The following is a 17,444-nucleotide window of genomic DNA, read 5'->3' on the forward strand; positions in this document are numbered from 1 at the left end:
GGAACACAAGGGGGAGCAATGCCTCGTTGGAAGGCACTACCGGAGGAACTCGACCCGCAGGTCAAGGAGTTCGCGGACCAGCTGCGCGGGATCGTCGACCGCAGCGGCCTGAGCCTCGCCGCGGTCGCCGACCGCACGGGCTACAGCAAGACGTCGTGGGAGCGCTATCTCAACGGCCGGCTGCTCGCGCCCAGGGGGGCCATCGTCGCGCTGGCCGAGGTGACGGGCACCCACCAGAACCATCTGACGACGATGTGGGAGCTGGCGGAGCGCGCCTGGAGCCGCGCCGAGATGCGCCACGACATGACGATGGAAGCCATCCGGATCTCCCAGGCACGCGCCGCACTCGCCGAGTCCGCCACCGCGGGGCCGGGCGGCCGCGCCGGTACGGGGGTGTCCACCGCCCCCGGCGCGGGCACCGGCCGAGGAGGCGAGGTGCTCGACGGAATCCGGCTGCCGTCCGTACCGCTCCAGCGCGGTCCGATGCACGCGGCCCCGCGGCAGCCTCCGCGCCAGGGGACCGGGGTGCCACCGCACGGCCCGGACGGCTTCGGGGCCGGAGCGGCCGGCGCGGGGGTCCGGGTGCCCGCAGGCCGTCGCAAGCCGGCGATGCTTCTCGTGGGCGTGGCCGGGGCATTGGTGGTGGCCGTCGGCGCGGTGCTGCTGGCCGGTCAGGGCGACGGCGAGGAGGGCAGGGCGAGCGAGGCGACGCCGTCCGCCTCGCCGACGACGAAGGCGCCGGTCCTTCCCGCGGGTGTCGAGTGCGCGGGCGCCGACTGCACCGGGCAGGACCCGGAAGCCATGGGCTGCGGCGGCGAACTCGCCCGTACGGTGGCCAGCGCGACGGTCGGCGGCAGCCTCGTCGAGGTCCGGTACAGCGAGACCTGCGCGGCCTCGTGGGCCCGGATCACCAAGGCCGCGCCGGGAGACTCCGTACGGATCACTGCGGGAGCCGGCGGGCAGAACGGCACGGTGGACGCGGGCGCGGATACGCGGACGGCCGCCGACACCGACGCGTACACCCCGATGGTCGAGACGAGGAAGCCGGCCGACGCCACGGCCTGCGCGACCCTCGCCTCCGGCGCGAAGGGCTGCACGGCGCCTCGCTAGTGGCGCCTGTGCGCTGTCCCACAGGGGGGCGGGCGGCCGTGGCCCCCCGGGTCCGATAGCCTGACCGCTGGATATCTCTTCACGTCAAGATTCAGAGGTATCCAGCACCAGGGGCAGGGACCCCCACCGCCAGCTGTCTAACGGAGATCGCCATGACCCGCACTCCCGTGAATGTCACCGTGACCGGCGCAGCCGGCCAGATCGGCTACGCGCTGCTCTTCCGCATCGCTTCCGGCCACCTGCTCGGCCCGGACGTGCCGGTCAACCTGCGACTCCTCGAGATCCCGCAGGGCCTCAAGGCGGCCGAGGGCACCGCGATGGAGCTCGACGACTGCGCCTTCCCGCTGCTGCGGAACATCGAGATCACGGACGACCCCAACGTCGGCTTCGCCGGTGCGAACGTTGCTCTGCTCGTCGGCGCCCGCCCGCGCACGAAGGGCATGGAGCGCGGCGACCTGCTCTCCGCCAACGGTGGCATCTTCAAGCCGCAGGGCAAGGCCATCAACGACAACGCCGCGGACGACATCAAGGTCCTCGTCGTCGGCAACCCGGCCAACACCAACGCGCTCATCGCGCAGGCCGCCGCCCCGGACGTACCGGCGGAGCGCTTCACCGCGATGACCCGCCTGGACCACAACCGCGCGATCTCGCAGCTGGCCGCCAAGACCGGCGCCGCCGTCTCCGACATCAAGAAGCTGACGATCTGGGGCAACCACTCGGCGACCCAGTACCCGGACATCTTCCACGCGGAGATCGCCGGCAAGAACGCCGCCGAGCTCGTCGACGACGAGGCGTGGCTGGCCGACACCTTCATCCCGACCGTCGCCAAGCGCGGCGCCGCGATCATCGAGGCCCGTGGCGCGTCCTCCGCCGCCTCGGCCGCCAACGCCGCCATCGACCACGTGTACACGTGGGTCAACGGCACCGCCGCCGGCGACTGGACCTCGATGGGTATCCCGTCGGACGGCTCCTACGGTGTGCCCGAGGGCATCATCTCGTCCTTCCCGGTCACCACGGCGAACGGCACGTACGAGATCGTCCAGGGCCTGGACATCAACGAGTTCTCCCGTGCGCGCATCGACGCGTCGGTGAAGGAGCTCACCGAGGAGCGCGACGCGGTGCGCGAGCTCGGTCTGATCTGACCGGTTCCACCCGTTCGGCCTTTCCGTTGGACTGGACGTTCGACGAAGCGCCCCCGGCAGCACACGCTGCCGGGGGCGCTTCGCTGTACGGGCGTCAGTGGTGGCGCAGCCTCCCGCCCATCTCCCGTACCGCCGCCGTGGCCTGTCGCTGCATCAGGGGGCCGAAGGTGATGCGCGCGGCCCCCAGCTCACCGAGGTGGCGCAGGGCCTGCGGGTCGTCGGGTGAACCGTGGGCGTTGAGCGGGACCGGGATCGCCGCGGCAAGCCGGGGGAGGGCGGCCGGGGGTGCGGTGATCGGGTAGACGCAGTCCGCGCCGGCCGCCACGTAGAGGCGGGCGCGGTCGACCGTTTCGGTCTCCGGGGCGGGGACGCCGCGGAGGTACGTGTCGACGCGGGCGTTGACGAAGAGACGGTCGCCCGCGAAGGAGCGCACCTCCGCCAGCCGGTCGGCCTGCCGGTGCGGGTCGACGAGGACACCGTCCACGGAGTCCTCCAGATTGCATCCCACGGCGCCTGTTTCCAGGAGGCGTTCCACGAGCTCCTTCGGGTCGAGACCGTAACCGGCCTCGATGTCCGCGGACACGGGAACGGACACCGACCGCGCGATCCTGGCCACGGCGGCGAACATCTCGGCGGCGGGTGTCCGGCCGTCCTCGTAACCGAGCGAGGCCGCGACGGCGGCGCTCGGCGTCGCGAGCGCGGGGAAGCCGGCCTCCTCGAAGGCGCGGGCACTCGCGGCGTCCCACGGGCCGGGAAGGACCAGCGGGTCGCCGGCCGGGCGGCCCTGGTGCAGTGCGCGGAAAGCGGAGACCGGATCGGTCGTGGACATGAGAGGACTCCCAGGGAGGCGGCCGACGGGGATGGTCCGGGCGCGGCGTGGCGGGGCTTGTACGGTGCGGACGGTGCGTGAGGTGGTCAGTGCTTGGTGTCGCCGGGGGTGTAGTGGCCGGGCGTCAGCCGGGCTGCCACACCGAACCGGTTCCAGGCGTTGATCACCGTGATCGCGGCGATCAGCTGGGCGAGTTCCGCCTCCTCGAAGTGCTTGGCGGCCTTCGCGTACACCTCGTCCGGTACGAAACCGTCGGTCAGGACCGTCACGGCCTCGGCCAGTTCGATCGCCGCGAGCTCCTTCTCCGTGTAGAAGTGCTGCGACTCCTCCCAGGCGCTGAGCTGGATGATCCGCTCGACGGACTCGCCCGCCGCCAGCGCGTCCTTCGTGTGCATGTCCAGGCAGAACGCGCAGTGGTTGATCTGCGAGGCCCGGATCTTCACCAGCTCGACCAGCTTCGGGTCGAGACCCTTACGGGAGGCGACGTCCAGCCGGACCATGGCCTTGTAGACCTCGGGGGCGAGCTGGGCCCAGGGCAGGCGGGCAGGGTGTTCGGGGGCGTAGTCGGCAGAGGTGCGGCCGTGCTCGTGCATCGTCATGGGTATGACGCTACGGGCTAGGTGGCACACGGGTATGGTCCATTTCCATGACGGATTCCTGGGCCACTTCGGGGACGGCTTTCGGGGCCGACCTGCATATCGAACCGCTCGGCGGGGGCCTGCGCAGCGGGCTCATGGAAGCGCTGCGGGAGGCGGTGCGCAGCGGACGGCTGGCTCCCGGCACCCGGCTGCCGTCGTCCCGTGCGCTCGCCGCCGATCTCGGGGTCGCCCGGAACACCGTGGCCGACGCCTATGCCGAGCTCGTCGCCGAGGGCTGGCTCACCGCCCGGCAGGGTTCGGGCACCACGGTCGCCCAGCGGGCCGTCCCGCGCCGCGCGGCCACCAAGGCGCCGAGATCGCGGCCGGTACGGCGCCGGCCCGCCTACAGCCTCAACCCCGGCACCCCCGACCTCTCGTCCTTCCCCCGCGCGGACTGGCTCAAGGCGGCCCGGCGCGCACTGACCGCGGCGCCCAACGAAGCCCTCGGTTACGGAGATCCGCGCGGGCGGATCGAGCTGCGCACGGTGCTGGCCGACTATCTTTCGCGGGCCCGCGGCGTGCACGCGGACCCCGAACGGATCGTGATCTGCTCCGGGTTCGTCCACGGCCTGATGCTGATGGGGAAGGTGCTGCGAAAGCGCCGGGTGCGGGACGTCGCCGTCGAGTCGTACGGGCTGGATGTGCACTGGAATCTCCTGAGGGAAGCGGGGCTGCGCACCCCGTGCCTGCCGCTGGACGAACTGGGTTCGCGCACCGATGAGCTGGCGGCGATGAAGGGAACGGGCGCGGTCCTGATGACTCCCGCCCATCAGTTCCCGATGGGCGTCTCGCTCCACCCCGACCGGCGGGCCGCCGCGGTCGACTGGGCGCGCTCCTCGGGGGGCCTGATCCTGGAGGACGACTACGACGGGGAGTTCCGCTACGACCGGCAGCCGGTCGGCGCGCTCCAGAACCTCGATCCGGAACGCGTCGTCTACCTGGGTACGTCGAGCAAGTCCCTGGCCCCCGGCCTGCGGCTGGCCTGGATGGTGCTCCCGGAAGCGCTGGCCGGGGAGGTGGCCGAGGCGAAGGGCGTCTCCGACTGGGCGACCAGCGCACTGGATCAGCTGACCCTCGCGGAGTTCATCGCGTCGGGGGCGTACGACCGCCATGTCCGGTCCATGCGGCTGCGCTACCGGCGTCGGCGCGACCAACTCGTCGCCGCGCTCGCGGAACGCGCGCCGGACATCCGGGTCAGCGGTATCGCCGCCGGCCTGCACGCCGTGCTCGAACTCCCCGAAGGCACCGAACGATCGGTGACCCAGGCCGCCGCCTTCCAGGGCCTGGCCCTGGAAGGTGTGTCCCGCTACCGGCACCCGGAGGCGGCGCCGGGACGCGACGCCCTGGTGATCAGCTACGGATCACCCCCGGACAGCGCCTGGTCGGGCACGCTGGAGGCCCTCTGCCGCGTACTGCCCTGACCCCGGGAGGGCGGCGGCGGGCCGAGCATTAAGGGCGGGCGCGGCCCGGGGCTCAGCCGCGGAGGACGCCGCGGAGCTGGTCCAGGCCCCAGTCCAGGTCCTCCTTACTGATCACCAGCGGCGGGGCGATGCGGATCGTCGACCCATGGGTGTCCTTCACCAGCACGCCGCGATCCATCAGCTTCTCCGAGATCTCCCGGCCCGTCCCGTGGGCCGGGGAGACATCGACACCCGCCCACAGGCCCCGGCCACGGACGGCCTCCACCGCCCCCTGACCCACCAGCAGGCCCAGTTCGCGGTGGAGATGGTCGCCCAGCTCGGTCGCCCGCTGCTGGAACTCACCGGTGCGCAGCATCGCGATGACCTCCAGCGCGACCGCGCAGGCCAGGGGATTCCCGCCGAACGTCGAACCGTGCTCACCCGGTCGGAACACCCCCAGCACCGCCGCCGACGACACCACCGCCGACACGGGCACGACGCCCCCGCCGAGTGCCTTGCCGAGCACGTACATGTCGGGCACCACGCCCTCGTGCTCACAGGCGAAGGTCCTGCCGGTTCTCCCCAGGCCCGACTGGATCTCGTCCGCGATGAACAGCACGTTCCGCTCGCGGGTCAGCTCACGGACCCCGGCGAGATACCCGGCGGGCGGCACCAGCACCCCGGCCTCTCCCTGGATCGGCTCCATCAGCACCGCCACGGTGTTCTCGGTCATCGCCGCACGGAGCGCGGTGAGGTCCCCGTACGGCACGATCTCGAACCCCGGTGTGTACGGGCCGAAGTCCGCGCGCGCCTCGTGGTCCGTGGAGAAGCTGACGATCGTGGTCGTCCTGCCGTGGAAGTTGTCGGCGGCGACGATGATCTTCGCCATGCCGTCGGGCACGCCCTTGACCCGGTACCCCCACTTGCGGGCGGTCTTCACCGCGGTCTCCACGGCCTCCGCCCCGGTGTTCATGGGCAGGACCATCTCCATCCCGCACAGCTCCGCGAGCCGCGTACAGAAATCGGCGAAGCGGTCGTGGTGGAAGGCGCGGGAGGTGAGCGTCACGCGTTCCAGCTGGGCCTTGGCGGCGTCGATCAGCCGCCGGTTGCCGTGGCCGAAGTTGAGCGCCGAATACCCGGCGAGCATGTCGAGGTAGCGGCGCCCCTCGACATCGGTCATCCAGGCACCCTCCGCCGAGGCGACGACCACGGGCAAGGGGTGGTAGTTGTGCGCACTGTGCGCCTCGGTGGAGGCGATGGCTGTTTCCGTGATCGACACGGGATCTCCGTTCGTCGTGCGGCGGGGGCGGGCGGCGTGCTCACTTTGTATCGTCGGTCGGTTACCTGACGAGGAAACCTTCTCCGCGCGGCGCGCCCCCAGTCCCCGAGTGGCGTCGAGCCCGCCGACCGCACTGTGTTTCTCGTCTCATTCACGACGATCCGTAACAATCATGGACGAAACGACGCACCACCCAGGAAACGCCCGAAGACCTGATCGGCCTTGGAGGAGGCGGACGGCGCCGCCCCCGGCGCCGCCGTCGACGGTGCGGCCCCCTCCGGCCCCTGGTGCAGAGCCCCCTCCCGCGTCCTCACGCCTTTCATACACCGGTTGCCGGAGATCGGTTCCGCACCTGAGACAATGAGTGTTATGGCCTCTGAACGCCCCCGCGTGCTCTCCGGAATCCAGCCCACCGCAGGCTCGTTCCACCTCGGCAACTATCTCGGTGCGGTCCGCCAGTGGGTGGCGCTCCAGGAATCCCACGACGCCTTCTACATGGTGGTGGACCTGCACGCGATCACCGTGCCGCAGGACCCGGTGGAGCTGCGCGCGAACACCCGGCTCGCGGCCGCGCAGCTGCTGGCAGCCGGTCTCGACCCCGAGCGGTGCACGCTCTTCGTCCAGAGCCACGTCCCCGAACACGCCCAGCTCGGCTGGATCATGAACTGCCTTACCGGCTTCGGTGAGGCGTCCCGCATGACGCAGTTCAAGGACAAGTCCGCCAAGCAGGGTGCCGACCGGGCGACCGTCGGCCTCTTCACGTACCCGGTCCTCCAGGTCGCCGACATCCTGCTCTACCAGGCGAACCAGGTCCCGGTCGGCGAGGACCAGCGTCAGCACATCGAGCTCACCCGCGACCTCGCCGAGCGCTTCAACGGCAGGTTCGGGCAGACGTTCACCATCCCGGCGCCGTACATCCTCAAGGAGACGGCGAAGATCTACGACCTCCAGGACCCGGCGATCAAGATGAGCAAGTCGGCGTCGACGCCGAAGGGCCTCATCAATCTCCTGGACGAGCCGAAGGTCACGTCCAAGAAGGTCAAGAGCGCGGTCACCGACACCGACACGGTCATCCGTTTCGACGCGGAGAAGAAGCCGGGCGTCAGCAACCTCCTGACCATCTACTCCACCCTGACGGGGACCGGTATCGCGGATCTGGAGCAGAAGTACGAGGGCAAGGGCTACGGTGCGCTGAAGACCGACCTCGCGGAGGTCATGGTGGAGTTCGTCACCCCCTTCCGTACCCGGACGCAGGAATATCTGGACGACCCTGAGACGCTGGACTCGATCCTGGCCAAGGGCGCGGAGAAGGCCAGGGCCGTCGCCGCCGAGACCCTGGCACAGACCTACGACCGGATGGGCCTTCTGCCCGCCAAGCACTGAGTCCAAGGACCCTGGCGAGAACGCGGTCCCAGGCGGCACACTGGCGTCGGAACGACCGAAAATCGACCATCGAAGACTGAGGAGAACGACGTGGGGACCGTAACGCTTGGCGTTTCGATCGCGGTCCCGGAGCCCTACGGCAGCCTGCTCCAGGAGCGGCGCGCGAGCTTCGGGGACCCTGCCGCACATGGCATTCCCACCCACGTCACCCTTCTCCCGCCGACCGAGGCCGAGGCGGCCGACCTGCCCGCGATCGAGGCGCATCTCGCGCAGATCGCGGCGGCCGGCCGCCCCTTCCCGATGCGGCTGTCCGGGACCGGGACCTTCCGCCCCCTCTCCCCGGTCGTCTTCGTCCAGGTCGTGGAGGGTGCCTCCGCCTGCTCCTGGCTCCAGAAGCGGGTCAGGGACGCCTCCGGGCCGCTGGTGCGCGAGCTCCAGTTCCCGTACCACCCGCATGTGACCGTGGCGCACGGCATCGCCGAGGAGGCGATGGACCGCGCCTACGAGGAGCTGTCCGTCTACGAGGCGGCCTGGACCTGCGGTTCCTTCGCTCTGTACGAGCAGGGCGCCGACAGTGTCTGGCGCAAGATCAACGAGTTCCCGTTCGGCGCGGGGGGCGCGGCGCCCGCCGTGCCCGCCCAGGGCGGCAGCTCCGTCGACCAGACGTCCCTGCACACCTGACCCGGCCCCGGCGAGCGCACCGGCTAGACCGGGAGCCGTCGGAACAGCGGACGCGGTACGTGGCGCAGCGCCGACATCACGACCCGTAGCGTCCCCGGCACCCACACCGTCTCCGAGCGCCGCCGCAGCCCCGTCACGATCGCGTCCGCGACCGCCTCCGGTGTCGTTTCGAGCGGTGTCTGCGGCATGGCGGCCGTCTTCCTCGACCGTACGAAGCCGGGGCGCACGACCATCACCTGGACCCCCGTGCCCTGCAACGCGTCCCCCAGGCCCTGGGCGAACGTGTCCAGGCCCGCCTTGCTCGACCCGTAGATGAAGTCGGCGCGCCGGGCGCGTTCGCCCGCCACCGAGGAGAGCACGACCAGCGAGCCATGGCCCTGCGCCTCAAGCGCGCCGGCGCACACCAGCCCGGCCGAGACCGCCCCCGTGTAGTTGGTCTGGGCGACCCGGACCGCGGCGAGGGGTTCCTCCTCGTCGCGCGCCTGGTCGCCGAGCACGCCGAACGCCATCAGCACCATGTCGATGTCGTCCTCGGCGAAGAGCGTGCCGAGCACCGTCTCGTGCGACGCCGGGTCCAGGGCGTCGAAGGCGACCGTACGGACGTCGGCGCCGAGCGCCCGCAGACCGGCGGCGGCCTGCTCCAGAGCGGGGGACGGCCGCCCGGCCAGCCGGACCGTGCGGGCGCGGCGGCCGATCAGCCGGCGCGCGGTGGCCAGGCCGATCTCCGAGGTGCCGCCGAGGACGAGCAGGGACTGCGGAGCACCGAAGGCGTCCTTCATGGAAACACTCCTGGTCGTGGCGGAGGGAAGACCGGACATCAGAGGGCCAGACGGCGGGACAGGTCGGAACGGAACGCTCCGTCCGGGTCCAGTTCCGCCCGAAGCGCGCGGAACTCGGGCAGCCGCGGATACATCGCGGCGAGTGTCTCCGGGCGCATCCGCGAGTCCTTCGCCAGATGGACGCGGCCGCCGGCGGCGGCCACCTCCTCGTCGAGTCCGTCAAGGAAGCCCGCCAGACCGGGGAGAGCGGCGGGCAGGCCGAGGGCGAGGGTCCAGCCGGGCATGGGGAACGACAGATAGCCCGGGTCGCCCTCGCCGAACCGTTGGAGCACGGCCCGGAACGAGGGACAGCGGCGCAGCGAGATCCGCCGGACGATGCGCCGCAGCGTCTCCTCCCGGCCGTGCCCGACGACGAACTGGTACTGCACGAATCCGCTGCGGCCGTACAGACGGTTCCAGTGCGGGACACCGTCGAGGGCGTGGAAGAAGGAGGAGATCCGCTGGAGCTCCCCGGTACGGCGCCTGGGGGCCGTGCGGTAACGGAGTTCGTTGAACAGGGTGAGGGACGCCCGGCCCAGCAGCCCTTCGGGTACGTACGGAGGGACGGCGGGCAGGTGCGAGGGGCGGAACAGAAGGGGGGTGCGCCGGGCGCGCGCCGGGAGTGCGTCCAGCGGCGCGTGCTCCCCGCGCGTGAGTACGGCGCGCCCCGTGGACCGGCCGCGCGCCAGGAGATCGATCCAAGCGGCCGTGTACGTCGCGCGGTGGTCGCTCGCCGTGAGACGGGCCATCAGATCGTCCAGGTCGGTGGCGCGTTCGGTGTCGACCGACATCAGTGAGGTGGTGACGCGACGGAGGCCGAGGGTGGCGGAGAGGATGACGCCGGTGAGCCCCATGCCGCCCGCCGTCGCGTCGAAGAGGGCGGTGCCGGGGCGGACCGTACGCACCTCGCCGTCGGCGGTCAGCAGCTCCAGGGCGTGTACGTGCCGGGAGAAGGACCCGGAGACGTGCTGGTCGCGGCCGTGGACGTCGGCGCCGATCGCGCCGCCCACGGTGACGTAGCGGGTCGCCGGGGTGACCGGCAGGAACCAGCCGAGCGGCAACAGCGCGTGCATCAGCCGGTGCAGGCTCACCCCGGAGTCGCAGACCACCGTGCCGGCGACGGGGTCGACGGTGCGGATGCGGTTGAGGGCGGTCATGTCGAGGACGGAGCCGCCCGCGTTCTGCGCGGCGTCGCCGTAGGCGCGGCCGAGGCCGCGGGCGATGGAGCCGCGTGGTCCGCAGCCGCGCACCACGGCCACCGCCTCCTCGTACGTACGGGGCCGGAACCGCAGTGCGGTCGTCGGGGCGGTGCGGCCCCAGCCGGTCATGGAGACGGTGTCGACAGACATGATGGTGACGTTATCGCCCGAGAAAACACCTTTGAGGGATTTGTTACAACGCCTCACCGAAATGGGGGATTGAGTGGGTGTCACGGTCCGCTGAGGTGAAACTTTCGTCGGTCGCCGGAGAGGGGCGCCCGATTTTCCGTGGCCCGGGGGGTACGCGTAGATGATGGACTGGCTGAAGAAACTTCCCGTCATCGGGCCGCTCGCCTCCCGGCTGATGCTGACGCACGCCTTTCGCTCGTACGAAACGCTGGACCGCGCCCACTGGACGCGGCTCGCCGCGGCGATCACCTTCATCAGCTTTCTCGCGGTCTTCCCGCTGATCGCGGTCGGCGCGGCGATCGGTGCGGCGCTGCTCTCCGACGGCCAGCTGAAGAAGATCGAGGACAAGATCTCCGACCAGGTGCCCGGCATCTCCGACCAGCTCGGCATCGACAACCTGGTGGCGCACGCGGGCACGGTCGGACTGGTCGCCGGTGTGCTGCTGCTCTTCACCGGCATCGGCTGGATCGGCTCGATGCGCGACTGCCTGCGGGCGGTCTGGGGCATCGACGACGCGGACGAGGGCAACCCGGTCCTGCGCAAGCTCAAGGACGCCGGGGTGCTCGTCGGGCTGGGCGGCGCGGCACTCCTGACGCTCGCCGTCTCAGCGGTCGGGTCCACGGCGGTCGGCTGGACCGCCGACCGGCTGGGCATTCCGGGTGACGGCTGGGGCGGTGTGGTGTTGCAGGTGGCCGCCCTCGCGGTGGCGGTGCTCGCCGACTTCCTGCTGCTGCTCTACCTGCTGACGCTGCTTCCCGGCGTGGAGCCGCCCAGGCGCCGGCTGGTGGTCGCGGGGCTGATCGGCGCGGTCGGCTTCGAGCTGCTCAAACTGTTGCTCGGCAGCTATATGAGGGGCGTCGCGGGGAAGAGCATGTACGGCGCGTTCGGCGTGCCGGTCGCCCTGCTCCTGTGGATCAACTTCAGCGCGAAACTCCTGCTCTTCTGCGCCGCCTGGACGGCGACGCGGAGCCAGGAACAGGCCGGGGAACCGGACGGGGCGCAGGACGACGGGGCGTCGGACGCGGCGAGGGACGTCAGCGGCGGGGGAGACGCCGGACCAGGTCGGGCAGCGGCCAGCGCCGGTTGACCAGGAACACCCCGGCCGACAGCACCAGCAGCAGCCCGCCGACGATCGCCAGGGCGATCCCGACGCCGCTGGAGCCGGCCTCGGCGGCGACCGCCTTGGCGTCCTTCCCGTCCTGCTCCGCGGTGTTGGCGCCACTGGCGGGCTGGGCACCCTTCCCGGGGCCGGTGTCCGCCGACTTCGGGGGGACCAGCTCGCCGACCGGTGTCACCTTGCCGCTCGCGGCGAAGCCCCAGTCGAGGAGGCTCGCCGCCTCCTTGTAGACGGCGTGGCTCTCCTCGGACGACGGATTCATGACCGTGACGAGCAGCACCTTGCCGTCGCGCTCGGCGACACCGGTGAAGGTGTTGCCCGCATGGGTCGTGTAGCCGTTCTTGACGCCCGCGATGCCCTTGTACGGGTCCACGCCGATGTCACCGGTGATGAGCCGGTTGGTGTTCTGGATCTCGAAGGTCTCGCGCTTCTTCCCCTTCTTCCTCTCGCCGGGGAAGGTGGCGGTGGCCGTCGCGGCGTACTCCCGGAAGTCCGGCTTCTGCAGCCCGCTGCGGGCGAACAGTGTGAGGTCGTACGCGCTGGAGACCTGCCTGGGGGAGTCGTAGCCGTCGGGCGAGACCACCGTCGTGTCGAGGGCCTGCAACTCGTCGGCGTGCTTCTGCATGGCGTCCACCGTCTTGGGAACGCCGCCGAACATCGACGACAGCACGTGCACCGAGTCGTTGCCCGAGCGCAGGAACACACCGAGCCACAGGTCGTGCACCGTGTAGTCCTGGTCCTCCTTGAGGCCCACCAGGCTGCTTCCCTCGCCCACGTCGGCGAGTTCCGGCCCGAGCACCGTGTGCTTCCTGGTCTTCGGCAGCAGCTCCGGCTGCGTCAGGAGGGTGTCCGCGAAGAGCATCTTCAGCGTCGAGGCGGGTGGCAGCCGCCAGTGGGAGTTGTGCGCGGCCAGTACCTGGCCGTTCTCCGCGTCCGCGACGATCCACGACCGGCCGGTGAGTTTCTTCGGCAGCACCGGGGCGCCGGGCCCCAGGTTCACCTGCGTGCCGACCCGTCCCAGCTGCTCCCCGCCGACCTGCGACATCCGCTTGGTGGGCTTCGGCTGTTTGTCGTCGGTCTTGTCCTTGTCGGCCGCGGAAGCGGGGCTGATGACAACGGCGGACAACAACGCGGCGGAGGTGACCGTCAGTACGATCTTTTTCAGTGCAGACACGGTCGGAAACGTACAGGGCGAAGTTCTGGATGGGGACCCCGATGCTCTGACCCGCCGGGCGTACCGCCGGGACAGCCCACCCGGGGCACCGGCCGGACCCCCTTCGCGGTCCGCACCCCGGGCGAGCCGTCCGGCGGGCGAAGGCGATACTGAATCCATGAAGCTCAGCCGCCCCGTCTCCTGGTTCCTGCTCGCGTTCGGGGTGTGGAGCTGGTTCATCTGGATCACTTTCGTCAAGAACCTCTGGAAGGACGGCAGCGGGCTCGCCTTCGACGACTCGGGCGACCCAACGGCGTACTTCTGGGTGCATCTGCTGCTGGCCATCGCCTCGTTTCTCCTGGGGACGGCAGTCGGCGTGATCGGGTTCCGTGGCGTCAGGGCTTTGCGCGCGGAGCGCACATAACCAGCCGGGGACGAGCAGCAAGCCGGGGCGCGAGCGGGTTCCGGCCGACGTGTGGGTGGGGGAGCGGAAGTGGCAGTGGTCTTCGTGCTGGTGGCGGTCGCGGTACTGGCGCTGCTCGCGGGCGTGCACCGCTATGTGTGGCGGCGCTTCGTCGGTGACACGACCGTGCCGGGCAGTGCTCCGCGCAGGGCGGGCACGGTGGCGGCCTTCGTCCTGCCGCTGCTGTCCGTCGGGGCGCTGGTATCCGGCCGCGCGGGTTTCCCTTTCTGGCTACAGCAGGTGCTGGCCTGGCCGGGCTTCCTGTGGCTGGCGGCGCTGCTGTACCTGACGCTGGCCCTGCTCGTCGGCGAGGCCGTACGGCCTGTCCTGCGCGGGGTGCTGGACCGCCGGGACCGTGCCGCGGTGGCCGAGCGGCAGACGGAAACCGGAGTGGTGGGTACGGGTACGGAGCCGGGCACCGAGCCGCGCGCCGACACCAGGACCCGTGACGACGCCCTGGTCCCGTCCGGCGCGCCCGCGCGCGCACCCCGGACCCCCGAGCCGGACAGTGCCGCCGCGGCCCCCGGGCCGGACACATCCACGGCCCCCGGGCCGGACAGTGCCGCGGGCCCCGGGCCCGTCGCCGCCCCCTCCCTCGCGTCGCCCTCACGGCGGCTGTTCGTCGCCCGCGCGGTCGGCGGCGCAGCGGCCGTCGCCGGGCTCGGCACCGTCGGCTACGGCACCTACGGTGTGCTGCGCGGCCCCCGGGTCAAGCGGGTCACGGTGCCCCTCGCCAAGCTGCCGCGCTCGGCGCACGGCTACCGGATCGCCGTCGTCAGTGACATCCACCTCGGACCCGTCCTCGGGCGCGCCCACACCCGGCGGATCGTCGACACGATCAACCGGACGCGGCCGGATCTGATCGCTGTCGTCGGAGACCTCGTCGACGGCTCCGTAGCCGACCTCGGCACGGCGGCCGAGCCCCTGGCCGGGCTCGAAGCCCGTCACGGAAGCTACTTCGTCACCGGGAACCACGAGTACTTCTCCGGCGCCGCCCAATGGGTCGACCACGTGCGGGAGCTGGGCCTGCACCCACTGGAGAACGCCCGGGTGGAGATCGACGGCTTCGACCTCGCCGGAGTCAACGACGTGGCGGGGGAGAGCGAGGGCCAGGGCCCGGACTTCGTACGCGCACTCGGCGACCGGGACCGCAGCCGTGCCTCCGTGCTCCTCGCCCACCAGCCCGTCGTCATCCACGACGCCGTCGAACACGGCGTCGACCTCCAGCTCTCCGGGCACACCCACGGCGGTCAGCTCTGGCCCGGCAACCTCCTTGCCGAGCTCGCCAATCCGACGGTCGCCGGGCTCGAACGCTACGGCGACACCCAGCTCTACGTCTCGCGCGGCGCCGGGGCCTGGGGTCCGCCCGTGCGGGTGGGCGCGCCGTCCGACATCACCGTCGTGGAGCTCGCCTCCCGGCAGGCGTAGCACCCGCCGGGGTATGCGCAAAAAACACACAGAGCCATCACGGTCAGCGACGAAATCTCCTGGCTCGGGGCCCTAATTCAGCCATTTCGGACCCGAGTGGTTTCAAGCGCCGAACAAAAGGCTGTGAGTGTCCGATTTACTCTTCCAGATGTGAAAATCGTGTGATTGGGTAGGCGCGAGCATGCGGTGATGTGCGCGTCTGAGCACATCTGCCGAGGTGGGGCTGGTAAGGGAGAGCACGGCAATGCGGTCGATCCGGGTACGGATTCTCGCGATATTCGCGGTATTGGTCATCGCAGGCGTCGGCGCCTGGCAACTGCTTCCCTCGGACGAGGTGAAGAAGGACCCCATCGCGGTCGGCACGACGGACTCGGTCACCTCGCTCGACCCGGCGGGTGCGTACGACGCGGGTTCCTGGGCCATCTACAGCAACCTGTACCAGTCCCTCATGACCTTCAAGTCCGGTGCGATCGTGCCGGAGCCCGACGCCGCGGAGAGCTGTGGCTTCATCGGGCAGAAGCTCCAGACGTACCAGTGCAAGCTCCGCGACGACCTGACGTTCTCCAACGGCCGGAAGATCACGGCGAAGGACGTCGAGTACTCCTTCGAGCGGATGCTCAGGATCAAGACGGACGTCGGCCCCTCGGTGCTGTTCCCGAGCCTGGAGTCCGTCGTGGCCGAGGGCCGGACGGTCACCTTCAACCTCTCCGCGCGCGACGCGACGTTCCCGCAGAAGCTGGCGACGGGCGCCGGTTCCATCGTCGACCGCGAGCAGTACCCGGCCGACAGGCTGCGCCCCGGAACCCAGGTCGACGGTTCGGGGCCGTACGTCCTCAAGGCGTACGAGCGTGGTGTGAGCGCCGAACTGGTGCCCAACCCCAGGTACAAGGGCGCGCTGAAGGAAACCGGGGTGCCGGTCACCGTCCGCTACTACAAGGGGTCCGAAGAGCTCCTGACGGCGTGGAACGCCTCCGCGCTGGAGGTCACGCACCGTCAGCTGCCGCCCTCCAGGCTCGCCGAGCTGAACCCGGGCGACCCCGACCTGCGTATCACCGAGGCGGACAGCGCCGAGATCCGCAACCTGGTCTTCAACGTCCGCGAGGGCTCCCCGATGGCGAACAAGAAGGTCCGCCAGGCCATCGCGTCGATCATCGACCGCGGGCCGCTGGTGACCGACGTGTACAAGAGCACCGTCGAACCGCTCTACTCGCTGATCCCGCAGGGCTACATCGGGCACAGCACCCCGTTCTTCGACGCGTACCCCCAGCCCGACGCCAAGCGCGCCAAGCGGCTGATGCAGGAAGCCGGCGTGCAGACGCCGCTGCACATCAACTTCGCCTACCGCGCCGACTCCGCGTACACGAAGGAGACCGCGGAGCTGCGCCGCCAGCTGGAGAAGGACGGTCTGTTCAAGGTCTCGGTGAAGGCCGTGGCGTGGGAGGACTTCCAGAAGGGGTACGCGGCGGGCGACTACGACGCGTACACCGTCGGCTGGCTCCCCGACTACCCGGACCCCGACACCTTCAGCCAGCCGCTGGTCGGCCGCGAGAACAGCCTCCACAACGGCTACACGAGCAAGCAGATGGACTCGCTGATCACGTCGACGCTCCAGTACAGCGACCGCAGCCGCACCTCGTCCGACTTCAAGGCGCTCCAGGCGCTGGTCGGCGAGGACGTGCCGCTCGTACCGCTGTGGCAGAAGAAGGACTACGTCGTCAGCAAGACGGACGTGTCCGGTTCGCAGTACCTCTCGGACGGCACCGGAATCTGGCGCCTGTGGGAACTGGACTGGATCTGACCGGTCTGTAAGCGAAGCGGCCCCGCACCTTCCCCCGAAGGAAGGTGCGGGGCCGCTCCGCGTGTACCGGGCAGGGACTAGGACCTCTTGCGGGCCGTTGCCGTCTCTGCCATGCCCGGCAGGAAGTCGGTGAACAGCTCGTGCACCTCGTGGACCAGCGGCCGCAGCACCCGGAACCGGGCGAGTGCGACGCCCCGGGTGGTGAGGCGGGCGCCCCGGGCCGCGAGGCGGCGGCTGCGCTCGCGTTCCGGTGAGCGGTCGAACACCCAGTACAGGACGAGCCCCATCTGGGAGAGCCACATCAGCTCGGGGAGGATGTCCTCCAGCTCCGCGGGGATCTTCGCCTTCGAGCCGGCCAGCACCTCGCGGTGGATCGCGATGGACGCCTCGCGGGCGGGCTCCGATTCGGCGGAGAAGGGGCTGAGCGGGCTCTCCGGATCGGCGGCGTTCTTGAAGAACTGCGCCGCGAACTCGTGGTACGGCGCCGCGATGTCCAGCCAGGCCGTCAGCACCCCGGCGAGCCGGGTCTCCAGGTCCGTCTCCTTGTCTAGGACCTCGCGGGCCGCCGCCCCGTGCTCGGCGCCGATCCGGTCGTAGAAGCCCTGGACGAGGTGTTCCTTGCTGGCGAAGTAGTAGTAGGCGTTGCCGACGGAGACCCCGGCCTCCTTGGCGATGGCCCGCATCGTCGTCTTGTCGAACCCGCGCTCCTGGAAGAGCCGGAGCGCCGTTTCGAGGATGAGGGTGCGGGTCTGCTCGCTCTTCTGGGCCTTGACCGGCTTGGCTTCTTTCCCGCCCTGCTCGACTGTCACGCCCGGCT

General features: G+C 70.6%; 16 protein-coding genes. 9 read left to right on the forward strand and 7 right to left on the reverse strand.

Translation table 11 applies throughout. From position 1 onward, the window contains the following. Nucleotides 1-18 precede the first annotated feature (18 nt). On the forward strand, nt 19-1,110 hold the full coding sequence (locus AC07FA_RS24460; protein WP_479078190.1) for a helix-turn-helix domain-containing protein: 1,092 nt from the start codon (nt 19-21) through the stop codon (nt 1,108-1,110). A gap of 152 nt (nt 1,111-1,262) precedes the next feature. Beyond that, nucleotides 1,263-2,252, forward strand: a complete 990-nt coding sequence (locus AC07FA_RS24465; protein WP_479078191.1) for a malate dehydrogenase — start codon at nt 1,263-1,265, stop codon at nt 2,250-2,252. A gap of 94 nt (nt 2,253-2,346) precedes the next feature. Here AC07FA_RS24465 and AC07FA_RS24470 read toward each other — a convergent pair whose 3' ends face one another. Together AC07FA_RS24470 and AC07FA_RS24475 are read right to left on the reverse strand one after the other, a co-directional pair. Next, complete coding sequence (locus AC07FA_RS24470) at nt 2,347-3,081, reverse strand: isocitrate lyase/PEP mutase family protein (protein ID WP_479078192.1); 735 nt, start codon at nt 3,079-3,081, stop codon at nt 2,347-2,349. An 86-nt stretch (nt 3,082-3,167) separates the two neighbouring features. Next, on the reverse strand, nt 3,168-3,680 hold the full coding sequence (locus tag AC07FA_RS24475) for a carboxymuconolactone decarboxylase family protein (RefSeq protein ID WP_479078193.1): 513 nt from the start codon (nt 3,678-3,680) through the stop codon (nt 3,168-3,170). Between the two features lie 47 nt (nt 3,681-3,727). Here AC07FA_RS24475 and pdxR point away from each other — a divergent pair, with 47 nt between their 5' ends. Further along, complete coding sequence (gene pdxR / locus AC07FA_RS24480) at nt 3,728-5,140, forward strand: MocR-like pyridoxine biosynthesis transcription factor PdxR (protein WP_479078194.1); 1,413 nt, start codon at nt 3,728-3,730, stop codon at nt 5,138-5,140. A 52-nt stretch (nt 5,141-5,192) separates the two neighbouring features. Here pdxR and rocD read toward each other — a convergent pair whose 3' ends face one another. After that, complete coding sequence (gene rocD / locus AC07FA_RS24485; protein WP_479078195.1) at nt 5,193-6,398, reverse strand: ornithine--oxo-acid transaminase; 1,206 nt, start codon at nt 6,396-6,398, stop codon at nt 5,193-5,195. A gap of 369 nt (nt 6,399-6,767) precedes the next feature. Between rocD and trpS the strand changes: the two genes are divergently transcribed. Next, entirely contained in the window at nt 6,768-7,781 is a 1,014-nt protein-coding gene (trpS, locus tag AC07FA_RS24490; protein ID WP_479078196.1) for a tryptophan--tRNA ligase, read from the forward strand. Between the two features lie 90 nt (nt 7,782-7,871). After that, nucleotides 7,872-8,462 (forward strand): 2'-5' RNA ligase family protein, encoded by a 591-nt coding sequence (locus AC07FA_RS24495; protein ID WP_479078197.1) that lies wholly within the window; start codon nt 7,872-7,874, stop codon nt 8,460-8,462. Between the two features lie 23 nt (nt 8,463-8,485). On the opposite strand, the gene AC07FA_RS24500 is transcribed toward AC07FA_RS24495, so the two are convergent. Both AC07FA_RS24500 and AC07FA_RS24505 read right to left on the reverse strand, forming a co-directional pair. Further along, nucleotides 8,486-9,241: a decaprenylphospho-beta-D-erythro-pentofuranosid-2-ulose 2-reductase gene (locus AC07FA_RS24500; RefSeq protein WP_479078198.1), complete on the reverse strand. Its 756-nt coding sequence runs from the start codon at nt 9,239-9,241 to the stop codon at nt 8,486-8,488. A gap of 38 nt (nt 9,242-9,279) precedes the next feature. After that, nucleotides 9,280-10,629, reverse strand: coding sequence for an FAD-binding protein (locus tag AC07FA_RS24505; protein WP_479078199.1), 1,350 nt, complete (start codon nt 10,627-10,629; stop codon nt 9,280-9,282). Between the two features lie 163 nt (nt 10,630-10,792). Between AC07FA_RS24505 and AC07FA_RS24510 the strand changes: the two genes are divergently transcribed. Beyond that, nucleotides 10,793-11,755, forward strand: a complete 963-nt coding sequence (locus AC07FA_RS24510) for a YihY/virulence factor BrkB family protein (RefSeq protein WP_479078275.1) — start codon at nt 10,793-10,795, stop codon at nt 11,753-11,755. Here the strand turns inward: AC07FA_RS24510 and AC07FA_RS24515 are convergent. After that, a complete protein-coding gene (locus AC07FA_RS24515) occupies nt 11,703-12,959 on the reverse strand; it encodes a D-alanyl-D-alanine carboxypeptidase family protein (protein ID WP_479078201.1) in 1,257 nt (418 codons plus the stop codon). The two genes, AC07FA_RS24510 and AC07FA_RS24515, sit on opposite strands and share 53 nt — an antisense overlap. A gap of 157 nt (nt 12,960-13,116) precedes the next feature. Here AC07FA_RS24515 and AC07FA_RS24520 point away from each other — a divergent pair, with 157 nt between their 5' ends. From AC07FA_RS24520 to AC07FA_RS24530, 3 genes are all read left to right on the forward strand, one after another. Then, nucleotides 13,117-13,362 carry an SCO4848 family membrane protein gene (locus tag AC07FA_RS24520; RefSeq protein ID WP_479078202.1) on the forward strand — a complete coding sequence of 82 codons (246 nt, stop codon included), beginning with the start codon at nt 13,117-13,119 and terminating at the stop codon, nt 13,360-13,362. A gap of 75 nt (nt 13,363-13,437) precedes the next feature. After that, on the forward strand, nt 13,438-14,829 hold the full coding sequence (locus AC07FA_RS24525) for a metallophosphoesterase (protein ID WP_479078276.1): 1,392 nt from the start codon (nt 13,438-13,440) through the stop codon (nt 14,827-14,829). 244 nt (nt 14,830-15,073) lie between these two features. Next, on the forward strand, nt 15,074-16,627 hold the full coding sequence (locus AC07FA_RS24530) for an ABC transporter substrate-binding protein (RefSeq protein ID WP_479078203.1): 1,554 nt from the start codon (nt 15,074-15,076) through the stop codon (nt 16,625-16,627). A gap of 77 nt (nt 16,628-16,704) precedes the next feature. On the opposite strand, the gene AC07FA_RS24535 is transcribed toward AC07FA_RS24530, so the two are convergent. After that, nucleotides 16,705-17,436, reverse strand: a complete 732-nt coding sequence (locus AC07FA_RS24535; RefSeq protein WP_479078278.1) for a TetR/AcrR family transcriptional regulator — start codon at nt 17,434-17,436, stop codon at nt 16,705-16,707. Nucleotides 17,437-17,444 lie beyond the last annotated feature (8 nt).

Source organism: Streptomyces sp. NPDC045968 (genome assembly GCF_056430475.1).

Excerpts from the sequence above, each read along its gene's own strand:
- AC07FA_RS24520 (WP_479078202.1), top strand. The coding sequence starts at position 13,117 with ATGAAGCTCAGCCGCCCCGTCTCCTGGTTCCTGCTCGCGTTCGGGGTG.
- AC07FA_RS24460 (WP_479078190.1), top strand. The coding sequence starts at position 19 with ATGCCTCGTTGGAAGGCACTACCGGAGGAACTCGACCCGCAGGTCAAG.
- AC07FA_RS24530 (WP_479078203.1), top strand. The coding sequence starts at position 15,074 with ATGCGGTCGATCCGGGTACGGATTCTCGCGATATTCGCGGTATTGGTC.
- trpS (WP_479078196.1), top strand. The coding sequence starts at position 6,768 with ATGGCCTCTGAACGCCCCCGCGTGCTCTCCGGAATCCAGCCCACCGCA.
- pdxR (WP_479078194.1), top strand. The coding sequence starts at position 3,728 with ATGACGGATTCCTGGGCCACTTCGGGGACGGCTTTCGGGGCCGACCTG.
- AC07FA_RS24470 (WP_479078192.1), bottom strand. The coding sequence starts at position 3,081 with ATGTCCACGACCGATCCGGTCTCCGCTTTCCGCGCACTGCACCAGGGC.
- AC07FA_RS24465 (WP_479078191.1), top strand. The coding sequence starts at position 1,263 with ATGACCCGCACTCCCGTGAATGTCACCGTGACCGGCGCAGCCGGCCAG.
- AC07FA_RS24500 (WP_479078198.1), bottom strand. The coding sequence starts at position 9,241 with ATGAAGGACGCCTTCGGTGCTCCGCAGTCCCTGCTCGTCCTCGGCGGC.
- AC07FA_RS24510 (WP_479078275.1), top strand. The coding sequence starts at position 10,793 with ATGGACTGGCTGAAGAAACTTCCCGTCATCGGGCCGCTCGCCTCCCGG.
- AC07FA_RS24475 (WP_479078193.1), bottom strand. The coding sequence starts at position 3,680 with ATGACGATGCACGAGCACGGCCGCACCTCTGCCGACTACGCCCCCGAA.
- AC07FA_RS24505 (WP_479078199.1), bottom strand. The coding sequence starts at position 10,629 with ATGTCTGTCGACACCGTCTCCATGACCGGCTGGGGCCGCACCGCCCCG.